At 63.5% G+C, this 19,732-nt stretch carries 18 protein-coding genes; 2 read left to right on the top strand and 16 right to left on the bottom strand.

What is annotated here, in order from left to right:
• Positions 1 to 57: 57 nt before the first annotated feature.
• From ACIQT2_RS17515 to ACIQT2_RS17505, 3 genes are all read right to left on the bottom strand, one after another.
• The gene (locus tag ACIQT2_RS17515) at positions 58 to 984 is read right to left on the bottom strand and encodes an ATP-binding cassette domain-containing protein (RefSeq protein WP_402948897.1); all 927 of its coding nucleotides are present in this window, start codon (positions 982 to 984) and stop codon (positions 58 to 60) included.
• Positions 985 to 996: 12 nt separating this feature from the next.
• Positions 997 to 2,049, bottom strand: coding sequence for an ABC transporter permease (locus tag ACIQT2_RS17510; protein WP_402948896.1), 1,053 nt, complete (start codon positions 2,047 to 2,049; stop codon positions 997 to 999).
• Positions 2,050 to 2,114: 65 nt separating this feature from the next.
• Complete coding sequence (locus ACIQT2_RS17505) at positions 2,115 to 3,110, bottom strand: substrate-binding domain-containing protein (RefSeq protein ID WP_402948893.1); 996 nt, start codon at positions 3,108 to 3,110, stop codon at positions 2,115 to 2,117.
• Between the two features lie 317 nt (positions 3,111 to 3,427).
• Here ACIQT2_RS17505 and ACIQT2_RS17500 point away from each other — a divergent pair, with 317 nt between their 5' ends.
• Positions 3,428 to 4,168: a GntR family transcriptional regulator gene (locus ACIQT2_RS17500; RefSeq protein ID WP_402948890.1), complete on the top strand. Its 741-nt coding sequence runs from the start codon at positions 3,428 to 3,430 to the stop codon at positions 4,166 to 4,168.
• A gap of 16 nt (positions 4,169 to 4,184) precedes the next feature.
• Positions 4,185 to 5,078 carry a 5-deoxy-glucuronate isomerase gene (iolB, locus tag ACIQT2_RS17495; protein WP_402948883.1) on the top strand — a complete coding sequence of 298 codons (894 nt, stop codon included), beginning with the start codon at positions 4,185 to 4,187 and terminating at the stop codon, positions 5,076 to 5,078.
• A 64-nt stretch (positions 5,079 to 5,142) separates the two neighbouring features.
• On the opposite strand, the gene ACIQT2_RS17490 is transcribed toward iolB, so the two are convergent.
• From ACIQT2_RS17490 to ACIQT2_RS17430, 13 genes are all read right to left on the bottom strand, one after another.
• Positions 5,143 to 6,015 carry a sugar phosphate isomerase/epimerase family protein gene (locus ACIQT2_RS17490; protein WP_402948879.1) on the bottom strand — a complete coding sequence of 291 codons (873 nt, stop codon included), beginning with the start codon at positions 6,013 to 6,015 and terminating at the stop codon, positions 5,143 to 5,145.
• 88 nt (positions 6,016 to 6,103) lie between these two features.
• Positions 6,104 to 7,117 carry a Gfo/Idh/MocA family protein gene (locus ACIQT2_RS17485; RefSeq protein ID WP_402948876.1) on the bottom strand — a complete coding sequence of 338 codons (1,014 nt, stop codon included), beginning with the start codon at positions 7,115 to 7,117 and terminating at the stop codon, positions 6,104 to 6,106.
• Between the two features lie 28 nt (positions 7,118 to 7,145).
• A complete protein-coding gene (locus ACIQT2_RS17480) occupies positions 7,146 to 8,063 on the bottom strand; it encodes a sugar phosphate isomerase/epimerase family protein (RefSeq protein WP_402948985.1) in 918 nt (305 codons plus the stop codon).
• 68 nt (positions 8,064 to 8,131) lie between these two features.
• Positions 8,132 to 9,643, bottom strand: a complete 1,512-nt coding sequence (locus ACIQT2_RS17475) for a CoA-acylating methylmalonate-semialdehyde dehydrogenase (protein ID WP_402948874.1) — start codon at positions 9,641 to 9,643, stop codon at positions 8,132 to 8,134.
• Between the two features lie 47 nt (positions 9,644 to 9,690).
• A complete protein-coding gene (gene iolD / locus ACIQT2_RS17470; protein ID WP_402948872.1) occupies positions 9,691 to 11,640 on the bottom strand; it encodes a 3D-(3,5/4)-trihydroxycyclohexane-1,2-dione acylhydrolase (decyclizing) in 1,950 nt (649 codons plus the stop codon).
• A gap of 6 nt (positions 11,641 to 11,646) precedes the next feature.
• Positions 11,647 to 12,609 (bottom strand): deoxyribose-phosphate aldolase, encoded by a 963-nt coding sequence (locus tag ACIQT2_RS17465; RefSeq protein WP_402948869.1) that lies wholly within the window; start codon positions 12,607 to 12,609, stop codon positions 11,647 to 11,649.
• Positions 12,606 to 13,613 carry a 5-dehydro-2-deoxygluconokinase gene (iolC, locus tag ACIQT2_RS17460; RefSeq protein WP_402948867.1) on the bottom strand — a complete coding sequence of 336 codons (1,008 nt, stop codon included), beginning with the start codon at positions 13,611 to 13,613 and terminating at the stop codon, positions 12,606 to 12,608. Before iolC ends, ACIQT2_RS17465 begins: the two co-directional genes overlap by 4 nt.
• Positions 13,614 to 13,775: 162 nt before the next feature.
• Positions 13,776 to 14,180 carry a tautomerase family protein gene (locus ACIQT2_RS17455; protein WP_402948864.1) on the bottom strand — a complete coding sequence of 135 codons (405 nt, stop codon included), beginning with the start codon at positions 14,178 to 14,180 and terminating at the stop codon, positions 13,776 to 13,778.
• A gap of 290 nt (positions 14,181 to 14,470) precedes the next feature.
• Positions 14,471 to 15,373: a succinate--CoA ligase subunit alpha gene (gene sucD, locus ACIQT2_RS17450; RefSeq protein WP_402948862.1), complete on the bottom strand. Its 903-nt coding sequence runs from the start codon at positions 15,371 to 15,373 to the stop codon at positions 14,471 to 14,473.
• A gap of 12 nt (positions 15,374 to 15,385) precedes the next feature.
• Positions 15,386 to 16,555: an ADP-forming succinate--CoA ligase subunit beta gene (gene sucC / locus ACIQT2_RS17445; RefSeq protein ID WP_397323104.1), complete on the bottom strand. Its 1,170-nt coding sequence runs from the start codon at positions 16,553 to 16,555 to the stop codon at positions 15,386 to 15,388.
• 262 nt (positions 16,556 to 16,817) lie between these two features.
• Positions 16,818 to 17,507 (bottom strand): hypothetical protein, encoded by a 690-nt coding sequence (locus ACIQT2_RS17440; protein WP_402948858.1) that lies wholly within the window; start codon positions 17,505 to 17,507, stop codon positions 16,818 to 16,820.
• A 23-nt stretch (positions 17,508 to 17,530) separates the two neighbouring features.
• Positions 17,531 to 18,982 carry an Ig domain-containing protein gene (locus ACIQT2_RS17435; protein ID WP_402948856.1) on the bottom strand — a complete coding sequence of 484 codons (1,452 nt, stop codon included), beginning with the start codon at positions 18,980 to 18,982 and terminating at the stop codon, positions 17,531 to 17,533.
• Between the two features lie 199 nt (positions 18,983 to 19,181).
• Positions 19,182 to 19,682: a hypothetical protein gene (locus ACIQT2_RS17430; RefSeq protein WP_402948853.1), complete on the bottom strand. Its 501-nt coding sequence runs from the start codon at positions 19,680 to 19,682 to the stop codon at positions 19,182 to 19,184.
• Positions 19,683 to 19,732 lie beyond the last annotated feature (50 nt).

The following is a 19,732-nucleotide window of genomic DNA, read 5'->3' as shown; positions in this document are numbered from 1 at the left end:
GAAACCACGGAAGGGCCCCGGCGGACGTGCATCAGCCGGGGCCCTTACGCGGGCGAACTAGTGCCGTTTGCTGGTGCTTTCGGGCGCGGCATCGGCGACGTCGGCTACTTCGGCTTTGACTTCTTCCAGGGCGTCCGAGTGTCCGCCGAGTTGTTCGAGTTCGTGCGCCAGCTCGGCGAGTTCGGCACCACCGGCCATTTGGGCGGTCAGCTCTTCGAGGGTGATGTCCTTCTTCTCGTAGTAGCCGATGGACTTGCCGCGCTTGAGCAGGAGGAACCGGTCGCCCACGGGGAAGGCGTGGTGCGGGTTGTGGGTGATGAAGATGACCCCCAGGCCGCGGTCGCGGGCCTGAAGGATGTAGCGGAGCACGACGCCGGACTGCTTGACTCCCAGCGCGGCGGTGGGTTCGTCGAGGATCAGGACCTTGGCGCCGAAATACACGGCCCGGGCGATCGCCACACATTGGCGCTCACCGCCGGAGAGCTGGCCGATGGGCTGTTCCACGTCGCGCAGGTCGATGCCCATGTCCGCGAGTTCCTTCTTGGTGATGTCCTTCATCTTCTGGACATCCATGCGGCGGAACGGGCCCACGCCGGTGGTCAGTTCGGAGCCCAGGAAGAAGTTCCGCCAAATCGGCATGAGGGACACCACGGCGAGGTCCTGGTACACCGCTGCGATGCCGGCGTCGAGCGCTTCACGGGGTGAACCGAGCTTGCGGTCCTCGCCCATGATCTTGAAGCTGCCTTCGTCGTGCTGGTGCAGGCCTGCGATGATCTTGATCAGCGTGGACTTACCGGCACCGTTGTCGCCCAGGACGCACGTGACGCGGCCGTTGTCCACGGCCATGGTCACGTCCCGGAGGGCGATGATGTTGCCGTAGTGCTTGCCCACGGCTTCGAGGGAGAGCAGGTGCACGGGCGTGTGGGTCAAGGGGTCCTTCTCGTCTTTCAGCAGGGTCTGCTGGTCGATCTGGTGTGCATTCATTGGTCCGGCCCCTTACTTCAGTTCTGCCCGGCGTTTGACGATGAGGTTGACGATGGTGGCCAGCAGCAGCATCAAGCCCAGGAAGAACTTGAACCAGTCCGGATTCCATTGTGCGTAGACAATGCCCTTGTTGGCCATGCCAAAGATGAATGCACCGATCGCGCCGCCCACGGCCGAGCCGTAGCCACCGGTGAGGAGGCAGCCACCGATCACTGCGGCGATGATGTAGAGGAACTCGTTGCCCACGCCTTCACCGGATTGCACGGCGTCGAAGGCGAACAGGTTGTGCATGCCCAGGATCCAGCCGCAGAAACCGACTGCCATGAACAGTCCGATCTTGGTCTTGGTCACCGGAACACCCACGGCGCGGGCGGCATTCGCGTCGCCGCCGACGGCGAAGATCCAGTTGCCGACGCGGGTCCTTAGGAGGATCCAGGAAGCAATCAGCACTAGAACGATCCAGAAGAACACGGTGATCTTCACTTCCACGCCGCCGATGCTGATGGAGGAGGCGAAGACGGCGCGGGCGGAATCGAAGCCGTCCAGCTTGGAAATCGAAGGGGAAGAAACGGAACCGCCGATCAGGCGGGTCAGTGCCAGGTTCAGGCCGGTCAGCATGAGGAAGGTGGCCAGGGTGACGATGAAGCTGGGCAGCTTGGTCTTGACCAGGATCCACCCATTGATGAAGCCGATGCCCAGGGAAACCACCAGCGCCAGGAGGACGCCAACCCAGGCGTTCATGGAGAAGTACCAGCTAAACAGCGATGCGGTCAGGGCCGAGGAGATGACGGCCACACCCGTGGAGAGGTCGAACTCACCACCGATCATCAGGAGGGACACTCCCACTGCCATGATCCCGATGGTGGAGGAACCGTAGAGCACGGTAGCCAGCGCATTCGGCTGGGTAAAGGTCTGCGAGACGGATGCGAAGAAGATGAAGAGGACAACGGCACCAACGAGTGCGCCAACCTCGGGCCGTGCGAGGAATTTCTGGAACGGGTTCCGGCGCCCGACCCGCTCGTCACCGGGCGATGTCGCCGGCGGCAGGGTTGCTGTGTTTGCCATAGGAATGACTCCTTGTTGGTCAGGCTGCGCGGCGGGCGAATCGCCGCGCAGCCGGATTCCTGGATCTAGCGGACGCCCTGCTGGGCGAACTTGAGGACGTCGGAAGCGTTGGACTTGTCCACGATGGTGGGTCCGGTCAGGACGGGCTGGCCGCCACCGATCTTGAAGCCGCCGCGCTTGGCCTGCCACAGGGCGTCAACGGACATGTAGCCCTGGAGCCACGGCTGCTGGTCGACCGTAAAGATCACGTTGCCGTCCACGATCTTCTGGGCGAGTTCGGCGTTGAGGTCGAAGCTGGCCACCTTGGCCGAGCTGCCCGCATCAGTAACGGACTTGAGGAGCGTCAGGGTGATGGGGGCGCCAAGGCCGATGATGACGTCAGCGTCCTTCGAAGCCTGGAGCTTGGCCGTTGCGGTGGACTGCACGGCGGTCATGTCCTTGCCGTCAACGTAGAGAATCTCTGTTGCGGGGACTTTGGCCTTCACGCCTGCACACCGGGCTTCGAGGCCCACGTGGCCCTGCTGCTGAATGACGCACACGGGGTGCTTGTAGCCCTCCGCAGCGAGCCTGGTTCCCACTGCTTCGCCAGCGAGCTGCTCGTTGGAACCGAAGTGGGTGAAGGCGCCGAGCTTTGCCGAGACGGATTCTCCGGCGTTGAGGCTGACGACGGGAATACCTGCATCGGTTGCCTTCTTGAGGACGTCCTTCAGGGCGTCGGGTGTGGCAATTGTGACGGCAATGCCATCCACTTTCTGGTCGATGGCCTGCTGGACCAACTGCGCCTGGCGCCCGGCTTCGGGGTCGCTCGTGTAAAGGAGTTCAACATTGTCCTTGGAGGAAGCTTCCTCCGCACCCTTCCGGACGATGTCCCAGAACGTGTCGCCGGCTGCGGCGTGGGTGATCAGGGCGACCTTGATGCGGTCAGTGGAAGCTGCCTGGCCTGCCGCAGCACCACCGCCGTTGTCTGCGGGCTTTCCGCCCTGGCTCGAACAGGCGCTCAGTGCTATCAGGGGAACCACTGCTGCGGCGAGTGCCGCTTTGCGCCACGAGAATCTTGCCACCGTTATCTCCTTTGATTTCAGCTTGGGGTGTCCGGAGACTCGTATCCGGATCAGCCACTACTCAGATCATGGTGACTGACCTCACACTTTGTCAAGAGTTTGTCCTGACATTAGGATGTTTTTACGTAAACCCTTCTCTATGACGGCGCCATACTTCCGGGCGAGACCAATTCCTTGACGGCCCAACAGCGGCTGCTATGATCAGAAAAAGGCAGTATGTCCTATCAAGCGAACATGAGCGGACAAACTCATCCATCCGGCAGAGGAGCCGTGACCCTGCTCCCCGGCCGGCTTTTCGAGCCGTCCAGGAGGAAACAGTGACGAACCAACTCAGCCTCAGCATCGACCGTTCGTCCCCGGTGCCGCTCTACCACCAGGTGGTGCAAGGCATCGAAGCCGCGATCCACAGCGGACTCCTGGAACCGGGCAGCCGCCTGGACAACGAAATCGATCTCGCGGCGCAACTGAATCTCTCCCGCCCCACCATGCGCAAAGCCATGGACGAACTGGTCCGGGCCGGCCTCTTGGTCCGCAAGCGGGGCGTGGGCACCCAGGTGGTCGCCAGCCAGGTCCGGCGGCCTCTGGAACTCTCCAGCCTGTTCGACGATCTCAGCAACAACGGCAAGAAACCCACCACGGATGTACTGAGCTTCTCGCATGTGGAGGCCGATGCCGCGACACTCACGGCCCTGCAGTTGCCTGCCGGATCCAAGGTGTACCACTTCACGCGACTCCGCAAAGTAGGTGGCAAGCCCTTGGCCCTCATGGAGAACTGGGTCCGCGACGACATCACCAGCATGGATGAAGCCCAGCTCTCCAGCGAAGGCCTCTACGCCATCCTGCGCCGTGGCGGCGTGAACTTCCGCCTCGCGTCACAACGCATCGGCGCCATGATCGCCAACGACTACCAGGCTCCCCTCCTCGAAGCAGAAGTGGGTTCGGCCCTGGTCACCATGGAACGCACCGCGGTGGACGACACCGGACGCATGGTCGAAACCGGCCACCACGTGTACCGCGCTGATTCCTACAGCTTTGAAATGACCCTCGTACAGCGCTAACGCAAGGACTTAACTTATGGCCAACTGGGTATACCCTCTGGGAACCGCTACCGACGGCAAGTGGGACGTTTCCCTCGGCACCTCCGATTCCAGCCTCGCCGTCGACGGCTGGGCCCATACGGGACTGAAGGTTGCGACGCTCGCCGCGGGTGCCGCCGTCGAACTTTCCGCCGCTGCCGAAGAGCGCATCGTGGTGCCGCTGAGCGGCTCCTTCACGGTGACGGTCGACGGCGCGTCGTACAGTCTCGCTGGCCGGCAGTCGGTTTTCCACGGGCCAAGCGACGTCCTCTACACGGGTATCGATAAGGCCCTCACCATCAGCACGAACGACGGCGGCCGCGTCGCCGTCGCAACCGCACCGGCAAAGGCCGGGTACCCCACGCGCCTGATCACCGCCGCCGAAACCCCCGTGGAACTGCGCGGCGCGGGCAACTGCTCCCGCCAGGTGCACAACTTCGGCACACCGGCCGCACTCGAAGCCGACCGTTTCATCGTCTGCGAAGTCATCACCCCCGCCGGCAACTGGTCCTCCTACCCGCCGCACAAGCACGACGAGGAGAAGGACGGCGAAACCAGCCTCGAGGAGATCTACTACTTCGAAACCCGCGTGGCTCCCGGCTCCCCCGCCCCGGAAGACGCCGATGCGTTCGGCCATGCCCGCGTGTACGCCTCGGACGAGCGTCCCATCGACGTCTCCGCGGAAGTCCGTACCGGCGATGTTGTCCTGGTCCCCTACGGCTGGCACGGCCCCGCCATGGCAGCCCCCGGCTACGACCTCTACTACCTCAACGTCATGGCCGGCCCTGGACGTGTCCGCGACTGGCTCATCAGCGACGACCCCCACCACGGCTGGATCCGCCAAACCTGGGATGGCCAAGACGTAGACCCGAGGCTCCCGTTCTCGGCCTGATCCTGAAAACCCAGAAAGCCCCTGTGACTCGACGAGTCACAGGGGCTTTCTTTGCGTTTGGGCGCTACTTCGCTTGGGCGATGTAGTCCGTCATCGTCTTGAGCTGGTAGCGGGAAACGTCCTCGGCGTTCTCGTCCTCGGCGAAGACGCTGGAGACCATGACGGTGTTCGCCTTGTCCAGGAAGCCGATTTCCTTCAGGCCGCCGAAGAACTCGTTCCAGTTCACGTCGCCGTCACCGATCTTCAGGTGCTGGTGGACGCGGACGGCGTTGCCGGGCGGGTTGGTGATGTAGCGCAGGCCGTGGGAGGCGTGGTGGTTCATGGTGTCTGAAATGTGCACCAGGCGCAGCTTGTCACCGGCGGCGCGCATGATCTCCAGCGGCTTATTGCCCATGTGGAACGTGTGCGAGGCAACGTAGACCATTCCGATGTTCGGGGAGTTGATGCCGCGGATCACGCGCAGGGCGGCCAGGCCGTCCTCCACGAAGTCGTCCGGGTGGGGATCGATCAGGACGTCCAGGCCCTCGCGCTCGATGATCGGCACCAGTTCCTCCATGGAACGGTAGAAGGCCCTCTCTGATTCCTCGGCCTTCTCCGGGCGGCCGCTGAACTCAGTGTTCATGGTCTGCACACCAAGGTCCACGGCGATCTGGATGGCACGCTTCCAGTAACGGACTGCCGCTTCACGGGCGTCTTCGTCCGGGCCGGACCAGCGCAGGACGGGAAGGATCGAGGCAATCTCGACTCCGGCGTCCTTGCAGGATGCCTTCAGCTTGCCAACCAGCTCATCGTCTGCCTTGGGGTGGTTGTAGAACGGGATGAGGTCCGCGTGCGGAGTCATCTGCAGGTACTTGTAGCCAAGGTCCGCAGCGATGCGGGGGAACTCAAGCAGGCTGTGGCTGTGGTGGAACGGTGTGGGATCGAGGGCGATCTTCACTGGGCACTCCTTTGTGGTCTCTGGGGAAAGAAAACGGTGGCCGGCCGCGGTACTGCCGGCCAGCCACCGCTGCGATGGTGGGGCTGCGTTAGTTGTACAGGTCCGGCTTGGTGTTGAGCTGCACCTTGACCTTCTCGCCGGACTTCTGGGCCTCGACGCCGGCCTCGCAGCACGCTGCCGTGGCATAACCGTCCCAAGCCGTGGGGCCGCCGATTTCGCCGCGAAGTGCCGCGTCCACCCAGCCCTGGACCTCGACGTCGTAAGCGGCACCAAAACGGTCCTCGAAACCAGGGGTGACGTTGCCGCCCCACTTGCCGGCCGTCTGGACGTACGGGCCGCTGTCGCCACCGATGCTCACGATGCCGTCCTCGAAGGACGCCTGCGTGGCCACCTGGTAGCCGAACTTGGCATTGACATAGATTTCGACGTCGGCCAGTACACCGGATTCGGTTTCAATCAGGACATGCTGGGGATCGTGCTGGCCGCTGGGTGCGTTGCGCGTGGGCTTGCCCAAGCGAACCTGCACGGACGTGATTTCCTCACCCGTGAAGAAGCGGATCGCGTCGAATTCGTGGACAACGGAGTCGTTGATCAGCATTTCGTTGGTGAAGCCCTCGGGCGTGGTGGGGTTCCGGTGCTGGTGGTGCAGCATCAACAGCTCCCCCAATTCGCTGTTGCGGATGATGGAACCCAACGCCGAGTATTCTGCGTCGAAGCGGCGCATGAAGCCAACCTGGATGCGCTTGTGCCCCAAAGCCTGCTCGGCCTGCACAACCTTCCAGGCGCTCTCTGCGTCCGGGGTCAGCGGCTTCTCGCACAGGATCGGGAAGTCCTTCTCCAAGGCCTTGTACAGGATTTCCTCGTGCAGGAAGCCCGGGGTGGCGATCAGCACGGCGTTGACGTCGCCATTGTTGAGCGCCTCGTCGGCGCTGGCCAGGGCAACCGCCCCGTCAATGCCTTCGATGGCGGCTTGCGCACGGGCCAGGTCGACATCGACGACGGCGGCCACTTCGGCGCCGTGGATGCGGGTGCTGAGGCGCTTGATGTGGTCCGCACCCATGCGGCCTGCGCCGATGACGGCAACGCGGAGAGACTTTGTCACTTTCTTATCCTTCGTGAGGTTTGGTTGGCTACTGGACCCGTGTACGGGATCCGCAGGACAGGAGGTAATTGCGGGTTCGCTTGGCAATGGGCATCGGTACGTCGAACGCTACCGGGTACATGTCCTGCTCCACGATGCCGAAGATCGGCCGGTTCAGGCCCTCGACTGCTTCGATGACGGCACGGAGATCCGGGAGGCCGTTCGGCGGCTCGGTCATGACGCCGGCCAGGTTCGCGGCAGCCCAGGTCATGTTCTTCTCGTTGACTTCCGCCAGGACCTCGGGGTTGATCTGCTTCAAGTGCAGGTAGCCGATGCGGTCCGGGTAGTTCTTGATGAGTTCCAGGCTCGAAGCGCCGCAGTATTCGGCGTGGCCGGTGTCCAGGCACAGGTTCAAGTACTGCGGGTCCGTGGCTGCCAGGAGGGTTTCGATATCCTTCTGCGCTCCAACATGGGAGTCGGCGTGGGAGTGGAACTGCTGGTGCAGGCCGAAGTCCTCCAGGAGGACCTTGCCCATCCGGTTGTGGCCGGCGAAGAGATCCGCCCACTGTTCGTCCGTGAGTTCGCCGTTCTCCACGGCCTCACCCGTGACGTCGTCCCGCCACATGGCCGGGATAACCACGATGTGCTCGCCGCCCATGGCCGCCGTCAGTTCGGCCACCTTGCGGGCCGGTTCCCAAGCTTCGTCGTACTGCTTGGCACCGCGGTGGAATGCCGTGAAAACCGTACCGGCGGTGACCTGCAGGTGGCGCTGCTTCAGTTCTTCTGCGAGCCGGGTGGGGTCGTTCGGCAGGTAGCCGTAGGGGCCCAGTTCGATCCACTTGTAACCGGATTCGGCAACCTCATCCAGGAACCGTTCCCACGGGGTCTGCTGGGGGTCATCCGGAAACCAGACACCCCAGGAGTCGGGGGCGGTGCCAATGATGAGCTTGTTCTCGACGTCGGTCATGACCACGGTGTCTTTCTTTCGAGGGTCCGTCATGCTCCGGCCGATTGGCCGGAGCAGGACGGATGGAACTAGTTGGAGGGGAAGTTGTAGGAGGCGCCGGAGGCGTGGTGGGTTTCGGGCCAGCGGGAGGTGATGACTTTGCCGCGGGTGTAGAAGGAGACGCCTTCGGGGCCGTAGATGTGCTTGTCACCGAATAGGGAGGCTTTCCAGCCGCCGAAGGAGTGGTATGCCACCGGGACGGGCAGGGGCACGTTGATGCCGATCATGCCCACGGTCACCGAACGCTGGAACTTCCGTGCTGCGGCGCCGGAGGAGGTGAAGATCGCGGTGCCGTTGCCGTAGGGGTTGGAGTTGATGAGCTTGATGCCGTCTTCGAGGGTGTCCACGCGGACCACGACGAGAACGGGTCCGAAGATCTCCTCGGTGTAGGCGCTCATTTCGGTCTTGACGTGGTCGATCACGGTGGGACCCACCCAGAAGCCGTCTTCGTGGCCCGGGATCACGAGGTCGCGCCCGTCTACTACCATCGCGGCACCGGCGGTTTCTGCTTCGGTGACGATCTTGACGATGCGTTCCTTCGATGCCGGGGTGATGACCGGGCCCATTTCGGCTCCGGGTTCGGTGCCGTTGTCCACCTTCACGGCCAGGGCACGTTCTTCGACCTTCTTCACCAGCAGGTCGGCGGCGTCCCCGACGGCGACGGCCACGGAAATCGCCATGCACCGCTCTCCTGCGGAACCGAATGCTGCGGCGGCGAGGTGGTCGGCGGCGTTGTCCAGGTCAGCGTCGGGGAGCACGATCGCGTGGTTCTTCGCTCCACCCAACGCCTGGACACGCTTGCCGTGTTTGGTGGCGGTTTCGTGGACGTATTGGGCGATCGGGGTGGACCCGACGAAGGAGATGCCGTCCACGTCGGGGTGGGTCAGCAGGCCGTCGACGGTTTCCTTGCCGCCGTGCAGGACCTGGAACACGCCGTCGGGCAGGCCGGCGTCCTTCCAGAGCTTGGCGAGCAGCAGCGACGGGGACGGGTCCCGCTCGGAGGGTTTGAGGATGAACGCGTTACCGGTCGCGATGGCCATCGGGGCCATCCACAGCGGCACCATGACGGGGAAGTTGAACGGGGTAATACCCGCCACCACGCCGAGGGGCTCGCGGAAGGAGAAGACATCGATGCCGGTGGAAACCTGGTCCGAGTAGTCACCCTTGAGCAGCGACGGGATGCCGCAGGCGAACTCGATGACTTCCAGGCCGCGGCCGATCTCGCCCTTGGCGTCGGAGAGGACCTTGCCGTGCTCGGCCGTAATCAGCTCGGCGAGTTCGTCCACGTGCGCGGCGACGAGCTCACGGAACTTGAACAACACCGCGGTGCGCTTGGCCAGGGAAATATCACCCCAGGAATCAGCGGCCTTGCGGGCAGCAGCAACCGTGGCATTCAAATCGTTCTCGTTCGCCAGGCGCAGCTCCGCGGTGACCTGGCCGGTGGCCGGGTTGTAGACGGGCTGGGTGCGGTCGCCTTCACCGGAGGTTTCAGCACCGTTGATGAAGTGGTTGATGGTGGTCAATGTGGTCGTCGTCGACATGTGTGTGGACTTCCTTGTCTGTGGTGCGCGGGTAGTGGCTGGGGAACTCAGCCGAGTAGTTTGCGCTGGCGGTTCTTGTGGTCGGTGTAGGTTTTGTAGGCCTGTTGGGTGGATTCGAGTTCGGACACGGCCGAGACGGGCACGTCCCACCAGGACTCGGAGGATGGCGCGTCCAGGAGCGGGTCGGATTCGACGTGGATCACGATCGGGCCGGTCTCCTCCGGGGCTGCCTTGGCGTCGCGGATGGCTTGTTCGAGTTCGGCGATGACCTTCTCACCCGGTTCGATCCGGATGACCTTCGCGCCCAACGACTCGGCGTTCGTGGCGAGGTCGATGGGCAGGTTCTCGCCGGCGTCGAAGGAGTGCTGTTCCTTGTTCAGGACCCGGTATTGGGTTCCGAAACGCTGCGAACCCAGCATCTCCGAGAGGGAGCCGATGGAGGCATAGCCGTGGTTCTGGATCAGGACCACGATCAGTTTGATGCGTTCGGCGACGGCGGTGACCAGTTCGGTGTGCATCATCAGGTACGAGCCGTCCCCCACCATGACCACCACATCGCGCTCCGGCCCGCCCGCGGCGGCTTCGGCCAGGGCTGCGCGCTTGACGCCCAGGCCTCCGGGGATTTCGTACCCCATGCAGGAGTACGCGTATTCCACGTGGTACCCGAACGCGTCCCGGACCCGCCACATCTTGTGCAGGTCACCCGGCAGCGAACCCGCAGCGCAGATCACCACGTCCTGGGCGTCCATGGCCTTGTTCGTGGCACCGATGATCTCGTTCTGCGCCGGCAACGGCGTGAACCGGGTCTCGAACGCCTCATCCACGATTCCGTCCCACCGGGCCTTCTCCGCGGCCACCTTCAGCTCCAGGTCAGCGCCCACGCGGTAACCGCCCAGGGCCTGGTTGAGCTTCACCAACGCCTTGCGGGCATCGGCGACGATCGGCAGCGTGGTGCCGTGCTTGTACGCATCGATCGCGGCGACGTTGATGTTCACGAAGCGCACGTCCGGGTTCTGGAACGCCGTGCGGGACGCGGTAGTGAAGTCCTCGTACCGGGTGCCGATCCCGATGATCAGGTCCGCCTCCGCGGCGATGGCGTTGGCCGCCGTCGTACCGGTTGAACCAATGGCTCCGAGGGAGTGCTTGTGGTCCCACGGCAGGACGCCGACACCGGCCTGGGTGTTGCCCACGGGGATGCCCGTGAGTTCGGCGAACTTCGCCAGCTCGTCATTGGCGTAGGCGTAGAGGACGCCACCGCCGGCGATGATCAGCGGCCGCTTCGCTGCGCGGATCGCTTCGACGGCACGGCGGATGTCCTCATCTTCGGCCTCGGGCCGGCGGATCCGCCATTCCCGCTCGGCCAGGAACTCCTCGGGCACATCGAACGCCTCGGCCTGGACGTCCTGCGGCAGCGAAATGGTCACCGCGCCGGTCTCGGCCGGGTCCGTCAGCACCCGCAGGCCGTGGTGGAACGCGGAGAACAACTGCTCCGGGCGGTTCACCCGGTCGAAGAACTTGGACAACGGCCGGAACGCGTCATTGACCGTGATGTCATACGCATACGGCAGCTCAAGCTGCTGCAACACCGGATCAGCGGCGCGGGTCGCGAACGTATCCGACGGGAGCAACAGCACCGGCAGCCGGTTGGTGGTGGCCAGCGCGGCCCCGGTGAGCAGGTTCGAGGACCCCGGACCGATCGAGGTGCTGATCGCGAACGTCTGCCGGCGGCGGGTGTGCCGGGCATACCCCACGGCCTGGTGCGCCTGGGCCTGCTCATTGCGGCCCTGGTAATACGGCATGATCGAGGGGTCAGCGGCCTGGTACTGCTTCAACGCCTGGCCCACACCAGCGACGTTGCCGTGCCCGAAAATACCGAACGTGCCCGGAATCAGGCGCTCACGGAACTCCACACCAGCAACAGAGTCAACCGTGTACTGCTTGGACAAGAACTCGACCACGGCCTGGGCCACGGTCATCCGACGGGTTACAGATCCCATGGGTAACTACTCCGATACTTTCACGGGGATACGGTCTGACGAAGCGAACCCCGCGGCAGCGGCGGCAGCGGGCGCAGTGGTGTTCAGCAGCGAGGCCGCCGTCGCGACGGCACCTGCCACATCGCCGTCGTGCGGGTACAACAGCGTCCGCCCCACGGTGAGGCCCTGCACACCGGGCAAAGCCAGCGCCGCCTGCCAGGAAGCGAACACCTCGTCCTGGGACCCGTCCGGGTCACCGCCCAGCAGCACGGTAGGCAGCGTGGTGGAGGCCATGACGCGTTCCATCTCGGCCACCACGGGCAACTTCATCCACGTGTAGGCGCTGGTGGACCCCAGGCCCTCGGCGATCCCGACGGACTTGATCACGGCATCGGCGCGGAGGTCGTTGCGGACCTTGCCGTTGGCGTCACGAACGGAGAGGAAGGGCTCTACCATGGCGATGAGCTTCCGCTCGGCCAGGGAATCGATCGCCTTCGCGGTCGCCTCCAGGGTGGCGACCGTGTCCGGGTCGCCCAGGCAGATCCGGGTGAGCATCTTCCCGCCGTCCGCGCCCAAAGCCTCCAAGGCGGCTGCGGTGTGGCCGGTGAAGCGGTCATCGAACTCATTCACCAAGCCGGCCAGCCCGCCGCGGTTCATGGAACCGAACACGAGCTTGCCTTCCAATGCTCCAAGGAGCAGGAGGTCATCCATGATGTCCGGCGAAGCCAAGATGCCGTCCACAGCCGGGTTCGCCAAGGCAATCTGCAAACGGTCCAGCAAATCGCGGCGGTCGGCCATGGCCATCGGCTCCGAACCAACAGACAGGGCGCCACGGGCCGGGTGGTCGGCGGCGACAATGAAGTTCTGCACGCCATGTTTCAGGCCAGGATGACGACGGCGGGTCGCAGCAGCGCGGGCCACGGCCTCCGGATCCTCCAGCCGGATCCGGCTCAAGTGCTCGTAGCGGCGGGGGTCATCGTTGATGCTCAACGCACTGCTCCTTCTGTAACGGCGGCGGACGCGCCGGGGACCGGACGGCCGCGTTCAGCCAGCAACGAGATGACCTCATCCGGCGTCGGCATCGCATCCGCGCACGACAGACGCGAGGCGACAATCGCACCAGCGGCGTTCGCGTAATCCAGCACCTCGGACAAAGGCCAACCGGAGAGCAATCCGTGCACAAATGCTCCACCGAAGGAATCCCCCGCACCCAGACCGTTCACCGTCTCCACCGGAACCGGGGCCGACACCACACGCTCCGTGCGGGTCTTCGCCATCACACCTTCCGGGCCCAACTTCACCACGGCGATCTCCACACCGGCAGCCAGGAGGCGGTCCGCCTGCTCATCAGGAGTCCCCTCCCCCACAGCCACGGCACATTCCTTGTCATTGCCGATCGCGACCGTCACATGCGGAAGGATCTTGGCCACCTCAGCACGGGCCTCCTCCTCGGAAGCCCAGAACATCGGACGGTAATCCAGGTCCAGAATGGTGAACTGGCCATCCTTCAAACCGGTCCGCGGACGGGCCTCATGCGCCGCAATATGCGCGGAGCGTGAGGGCTCCTGGCACAGGCCCGTCACCGTGGACCAGAAAATCATGGCGTCCCGGATCGCGTCCAGATCCAGCTCTTCAGCCTTGATCTGCAGATCCGGCGCCGTGGGGAACCGGCCGTAGAAGTACAGCGGGAACTCATCCGTGGCCGGCTTGATCGCACAGAACGTGGCCGGCGTCTGTCCGGCTGCAGGGGTGACGAAGGAATCATCCACGTTGAACTTACGCAGCTCGCGGTGCAGGAAGCTGCCAAAAGGATCATCACCGGTCCGGGTAATCACACCCGTGCGGCGGCCATGGCGGGCAGCGGCAACAGCCACGTTGGAGGGCGAGCCTCCCAAGTACTTGCCGAAAGACGACACGTCCTCCAGCCCAACTCCAATATCGTTCGGGTAGATATCAACGCTGATGCGCCCGATCGTGAGCAGTTCGTGGGTCACGGTACTCGTGGACCTTTCTCTTGTGAACTCTGAACCTTTGAGCGCTGGGCCCCAATGCCTTGCTACCCCTCAGTGAGCGGGGCCACATGACTACTTTGCACCAGATTTAATGTCCTGTCAAAGGTTTGTACTGACATATTTACAACATGACACGCAGCGCGCCTACTTGCGGGGAACCGCCAATTCTCCGGTGACATACTGACTGCGCCCAAAGCCGAACGACCAGTCCCCGGCAGTGTTCTCCACATAGCCCACAAACACGTCCTCGCCGGCTATCCCCACCCCCGCGAGCCCGGAGGCAATGGCCTCGAAGAGCGAACTCTTCGCCATCTGGCTGCGACCACACTGGGTGAAGATTTGGATCATGACAACGCCGAAACTGCGCTCGAAACCGAGCCCGGCGTCCTGGGCGACGATCTGGCCTTGTGGATGCTCTGTGAGGATGTGGAAGTAGTCCCGCTCGGGAATTCCATACTCAGTCAGGATGGCATCGTGAATGGCCCGGCTGATGGCGGCCAGATCCTCGGGCGAGCGGCCCTGGTTGACGTCGATACGAACAAGAGGCATTGCAGATCCCTTCGAAAAGTTTGTCCTAACATACTAACAAACTATCCCGATTCCGGATACAGCAATGGCCCGCCCAATACCTGGACGGACCAAATACCCAGCCTTGCGAGGCCGCTCTACATCCCTACCCCCCCAACCTCGCAAGCTCGGCCAGGGAACCCGGGTGGTGCGGGCCCTGCTGAGGAATAGCGCGCTGAGCAGGCCTCACAACGGGCGCCTAAAGCACGACGGCGGCCCGTCACCTTTCCGTTCGAAAGGTGACGGGCCGCCGTCGTAAGGCTGTTGTAAGCCTAGAGTGCTGCGAAGACCTCGCGGAGCAGGGTAGCGGTCTCGGACGGCGTCTTGCCGACCTTCACGCCTGCTGCCTCGAGGGCTTCCTTCTTTGCCCGTGCGGTACCAGCGGAGCCGGACACGATGGCGCCGGCGTGGCCCATGGTCTTGCCCTCGGGAGCCGTGAAGCCTGCCACATAGCCGACAACCGGCTTGGTGACGTTGGCCTTGATGAAGTCGGCTGCGCGCTCTTCAGCGTCGCCACCGATTTCACCGATCATGACGATCGCCTTGGTCTCCGGGTCGGCTTCGAACGCAGCCAGGGCGTCGATGTGGGTGGTGCCGATGATGGGGTCGCCACCAATTCCGATCGCGGTGGAGAAACCGAGGTCGCGGAGTTCGTACATCATCTGGTAGGTCAAGGTACCGGACTTGGAAACCAGTCCGATGGGGCCCTTGCCCGTGATGTTTGCCGGGGTGATGCCAACCAGGGCCTCACCCGGGGTGATGATGCCGGGGCAGTTCGGTCCGATGATGCGGGTGATCTGCTTGCCGTCAGCGTCCACCTTGGACTGGGCGAGTGCCCCGAACTCGGCGGAGTCCTGAACCGGCACACCTTCGGTGATGACTACAACGAGGCCGATCCCGGCTTCGATGGCTTCAACCACTGCGTCCTTGGTGAATGCCGGCGGAACGAAGACGATCGAAACGTCCGCGCCGGTTTCGGCGATGGCTTCCTTGACGGTGCCGAAGACGTTGATTTCCTTGTCGCCGTGCAGGACCGTGGTGCCGGCCTTGCGGGCGTTGACGCCACCAACAATGTTGGTGCCGGCCTTGAGCATCAGGGCGGTGTGCTTGGTGCCCTCGCCGCCGGTGATGCCCTGGACGATGACCTTGGAGTCCTTGTTGAGGTAGATAGACATTGTCGCGTCCCTTTACTTAGCTGCGTTGGCGAGCTCGGCGGCCTTGTCGGCGCCCTCGTCCATGGTGGCGGCCAGGGTAACCAGCGGGTGGTTGGCCTCGGTCAGGATGCGGCGGCCCTCTTCGACGTTGTTGCCGTCGAGGCGAACAACCAGCGGCTTGTTCGCCGAGGAACCGAGCTCTGCCAGTGCACCGACGATGCCCTTGGCGACGGCGTCACAAGCGGTGATGCCACCGAAGACGTTCACGAAGACGCTCTTGACCTGGGAGTCGCCCAGGATGACGTCCAGGCCGTTGGCCATGACCTCGGCGGACGCTCCACCACCGATGTCAAGGAAGTTGGCGGGCTTCACGTTGCCGTGGTTCTCGCCGGCGTAAGCGACGACGTCGAGGGTGGACATCACAAGACCGGCGCCATTGCCGATGATGCCAACTTCGCCGTCCAGCTTGACGTAGTTGAGGTCCTGGGCCTTGGCCTTGGCCTCGAGCGGGTCGGCCGCGTCCTTGTCTTCCAGCTCACCGTGGTGCACGTGGCGGAAGTCGGCGTTCTCGTCCAGGGAAACCTTGCCATCGAGGGCAACGATGTCGCCTGCGCCGGTGCGGACCAGCGGGTTGACCTCAACCAGGGTTGCGTCTTCCTTCTTGAAGACATCCCACAGCTTCAGAATGACGTCGGCGACTTTGCCGCGCAGTTCTTCAGCGAAGCCGGCAGCTGCGACGATCTCGTCAGCCTTGGCCTGGTCGATTCCAACAGCAGGATCGATGGCGATCTTGGCGAGTGCCTCGGGGCGCTCTACAGCAAGCTGCTCGATCTCCATGCCGCCTTCAACCGAGCACATGGCCAGGTAGTTGCGGTTGGCACGGTCCAGGAGGACCGAGAAGTAGAATTCTTCGGCGATGTCAGCGCCCTGGGCAATCATCACCTTGTTGACGGTGTGGCCCTTGATGTCCATGCCCAGGATGTTGGTGGAGTGCTCAAGCGCCTCGTCGGCAGACTTGGCAACCTTGACGCCGCCAGCCTTGCCGCGGCCACCAACCTTAACCTGTGCCTTTACGACAGTAACGCCGCCGATCTTCTCAGCAGCTGCCTTCGCTTCTTCAGGAGTGTGCGCCACGATGCCGGCGAGCACGGGTACACCGTGCGCTTCGAACATATCGCGCGCCTGATATTCAAACAGGTCCACGGTTTAGTGTCCTTCTACGTCGAAGTAGTTTCTGTCCAGCCGGAACCGCGATGACCGCGATTAGCCAGCTGCGGAAAGTACGCGGTCATAACCAGGAATCATGCCCGGTCACATTGCGTAAGGTCCTCTCGGAACTTTAGCCCTTTGAGGCGTCCCGCCACTCCCACAGTACCGGTTAAGTGAGTAAGCTTACACTTCTATCGAGCGTAGAAAATCCGCGTGATGGCGCGGTTTTTGGGCTCACACGTACGCTCCGCAGTGGTCAGGAATCTTCCTTCAGGTTCCCGCGGACCGTCTTGCCGCCGTCGGAAATCAGCTGGTAACCCTCGCGGCTGACGAAGAACGCTACGCCACCCGAGACGTTTCCGCAGGCAACGCCGTCGTTGTACGCGGAGCACCGCAGGCCGTTACGTTCGATGTTCTGCCCGTCAGCCAACTCACGGAGCTTGGAAATGGTGCCGTTCCGCGTTCCCTTGGGACCGTACTCCGACTCCATTTGTGTTACGCCGGAGCGACACGAGCCGTACATGGCCTTGTCCGGCGAGAGCAGCACGGTCCCACCCAAGTAGCCCAAGCCGGTAGCGCCGCAATCGTCGGAAATGTCTTCCGCTTCAGGTTTGGCGTAGGCCGCCAATTCGCACTGCACCACGGGCACCACGGCGAATTTGTTGTTGGCAGCGTCCGAGTACGTGTTGGGCTCATAGGGCAGGTTAAGATGGCCGCCCCGCGAGGACGTCATGGCGCAAACGATGTTGTGGTCCGGGGTGACGAACGCAATGACGTCGTCGCCCGCGGCGAGCGTTGTCTGTTGCGTCACCGGCACCTGCTTGAGCTGTTCCAGGGGAGGCAGCGGCTCCGGAGGAACGTAGTTGGGGTCCTTGGTGGAGAAGGAACACGCCGTGCTGGCCAGCAAGAGCAAGGCGGCAAGAATCCCCAATACAGTCCGTCGCATGGCTCCAATTATGCCGTGGCTGCTCAGCCGGTCCCGCCACGCCTCCGGCTTTGATGCGCTGCGACTGCCATCAGTGTGCCGAACGTCAAAAGACCTCCGGCGGCCCACAGCATTGCGTTGAGGGTTCCGGACTGCAGCCCCGTAGCCGCCAGTTCAGCGGACGACGCCGGCTCTACCGCGCCTGCCGGCAGCACCGTTGTTGGAGGTACTTCAGCCGCGGCTGGTGGTTGTGCTGCAGGCGGCGGTTCGACGGCGGGTGGCCGGGTTTCGAGGACGGTGACGGTGGTCCAGAAGATCTCCCGCTCAACGAGGCCCGCGTCACGGAATTTCACGTAAATCCGGAACGATCCCGCCCTGGTGGGCGTGCCATTGAGGAATCCGTTGCCATCAATAACGAGCCCGTCCGGACCGGGATCGTGCCAATGCAGGCTGCCGGCCATGTGCTGCGGCGTTCCCCACCACATGGAGTAGGGGCCGACGCCGCCGGTCACCGAAGCGATCTTGGCCGAGTAGGGCTCCCCCAGGACGGCGGGCGGCACTACATAGCCCACAGCGTACGGTGCACTTGCCCGCACAGTGATCCTGAACGAGGCTTCGCTGGAACCGAACTGGTCCGTCGCCCGGACGGTGAAGGCGTACGTGCCGACAGTCGTGGGGGTTCCGCTGGCTGACTTATTGCTCCAGGACATTCCGGGCGGGAGTTGCCCTTCAACGATCGATGTGGTGAACGGTATGACTCCGGCGGTAAACACGTCGATGCTTTGCTCATACGGAAGGCCAACAACGGCGTCCGGGTACTGACCGGTGTAGGTATGCAACTCAATTTTTGGCGGGTGGTATTCGCTGATGCTCGCCGAGACTTTTCGTGACACGGTCTGGGCAGGTTCCGAGGAGTCCGTTACGACCACGGTCATCTGGTAGTAACCAGCTTGGCTGGGCGTCCCCGTGACCTTCAGGCCAGCCTCATTGAACGCCAGCCCTGGCGGCAGGTCGGTCACAGTCACGGAATACGGGGCAGTACCTCCCGAGACCACGAACGGCTCGTCGAAGGGCTTTCCCACGAAGCCGTTCTCCACGTACCCCTGCACAGCCAAGGGCTCAGGGTCCGCGGCGAGAGTTTGGTCAGGCCCACTCGTCGACCCTGTGGGCACCACCGCTTCCGGAACCGCAGGTTCAGTGGCCGGGACCGACACGGTGCCTGTTGGTTGTGGCGCTGGAGTCGCCGTGGCAGTGGCTGTGGGTGTTGCTGTGGACGAAGGGAGCGGCGCGGTGGCCGGCGCGGTGGACACCGGTTCCGGCGCCGGCTCGACGGCGGGAGGCTGGGTTGGTGCTGTAGCCGCAGCGCTCGGCACGGGCTCGCCTGCAGCGAGACCGGGAGGTGCCAGCTGCAACGACAGTCCACCAGCCAAGGCAGCGGCCAGAATCGTCCCCCAAGCTTTAACGGCAAAACCGCGTTCCCTCTGCATGGCGCCCATGCGCGTCCTCCCCCACAAGAATGCGAAACCCCCGAAGCGCAGCGCCCTACCGAATCATGCGGACCCCAAGCGCGCACGCCCGGCCAGTCTAAGACGCGCTAAGGCTCCTGACAACGGGCAGACCGGTCGTCTCTGGGCACCATCGATGCGCCGGGTCTGGTTCGAGCGCATTACGCGCTACCATCAGGACCGGCCAAGGCTACGTGGTCTTCTTCCGCGCGGCAGGGTCCAAAGTGCATTCGCCTTCCACCATGATGAAGCTCGTTTCCTGGGAAGGTGTGAACTGCACAAGCAGCCCTCTTGGACTTTCGGCATTGAGCTGTATCGCAGTCGTATTGCCACCCATGTCGTCGAAGATATTCCCAATTGTGTAACCCTTCGACTCAAGGTGAGACTTCATCCATTCGACGGCCGCGTGGGGGTCGACCACCGGGCCGCCCGTGATTTGGCGTTGGTACAGCCTGCCGTCGGCGCGTGCATGTATGCCACAGGGTTCGGAGACGTAGTCCACGGTGTCCTGACGGTCCCAACCTGGCCAGGTGGTGCCGGAATGTTGAACCGTGTCCTCCATGGCATCCAAGAAGTCGGTGAACACTTCGGAGGCGCTGCGTTGGCCTGGCCCCGGCTCAGTGCTCGATCCACCCGCTGAAGTCACACCACAACCGGCAATCACGACAGAAAACGCGATGGTGATTGGCAAACACAGCCACCGGATACCAAGCTTTCCGCCACGGGATGTCCTTGCGTGGT

Origin of the sequence: Paenarthrobacter sp. NPDC090522, from assembly GCF_044769225.1 — a bacterium.
Taxonomy (GTDB): domain Bacteria; phylum Actinomycetota; class Actinomycetes; order Actinomycetales; family Micrococcaceae; genus Arthrobacter.
This window is presented reverse-complemented; position numbering and strand designations above follow the sequence as displayed.

Excerpts from the sequence above, each read along its gene's own strand:
- ACIQT2_RS17435 (WP_402948856.1), bottom strand. The coding sequence starts at position 18,982 with ATGGGCGCCATGCAGAGGGAACGCGGTTTTGCCGTTAAAGCTTGGGGG.
- ACIQT2_RS17480 (WP_402948985.1), bottom strand. The coding sequence starts at position 8,063 with ATGACCGACGTCGAGAACAAGCTCATCATTGGCACCGCCCCCGACTCC.
- ACIQT2_RS17510 (WP_402948896.1), bottom strand. The coding sequence starts at position 2,049 with ATGGCAAACACAGCAACCCTGCCGCCGGCGACATCGCCCGGTGACGAG.
- ACIQT2_RS17475 (WP_402948874.1), bottom strand. The coding sequence starts at position 9,643 with ATGTCGACGACGACCACATTGACCACCATCAACCACTTCATCAACGGT.
- iolD (WP_402948872.1), bottom strand. The coding sequence starts at position 11,640 with ATGGGATCTGTAACCCGTCGGATGACCGTGGCCCAGGCCGTGGTCGAG.
- ACIQT2_RS17440 (WP_402948858.1), bottom strand. The coding sequence starts at position 17,507 with ATGCGACGGACTGTATTGGGGATTCTTGCCGCCTTGCTCTTGCTGGCC.
- ACIQT2_RS17455 (WP_402948864.1), bottom strand. The coding sequence starts at position 14,180 with ATGCCTCTTGTTCGTATCGACGTCAACCAGGGCCGCTCGCCCGAGGAT.
- ACIQT2_RS17515 (WP_402948897.1), bottom strand. The coding sequence starts at position 984 with ATGAATGCACACCAGATCGACCAGCAGACCCTGCTGAAAGACGAGAAG.
- sucD (WP_402948862.1), bottom strand. The coding sequence starts at position 15,373 with ATGTCTATCTACCTCAACAAGGACTCCAAGGTCATCGTCCAGGGCATC.
- iolB (WP_402948883.1), top strand. The coding sequence starts at position 4,185 with ATGGCCAACTGGGTATACCCTCTGGGAACCGCTACCGACGGCAAGTGG.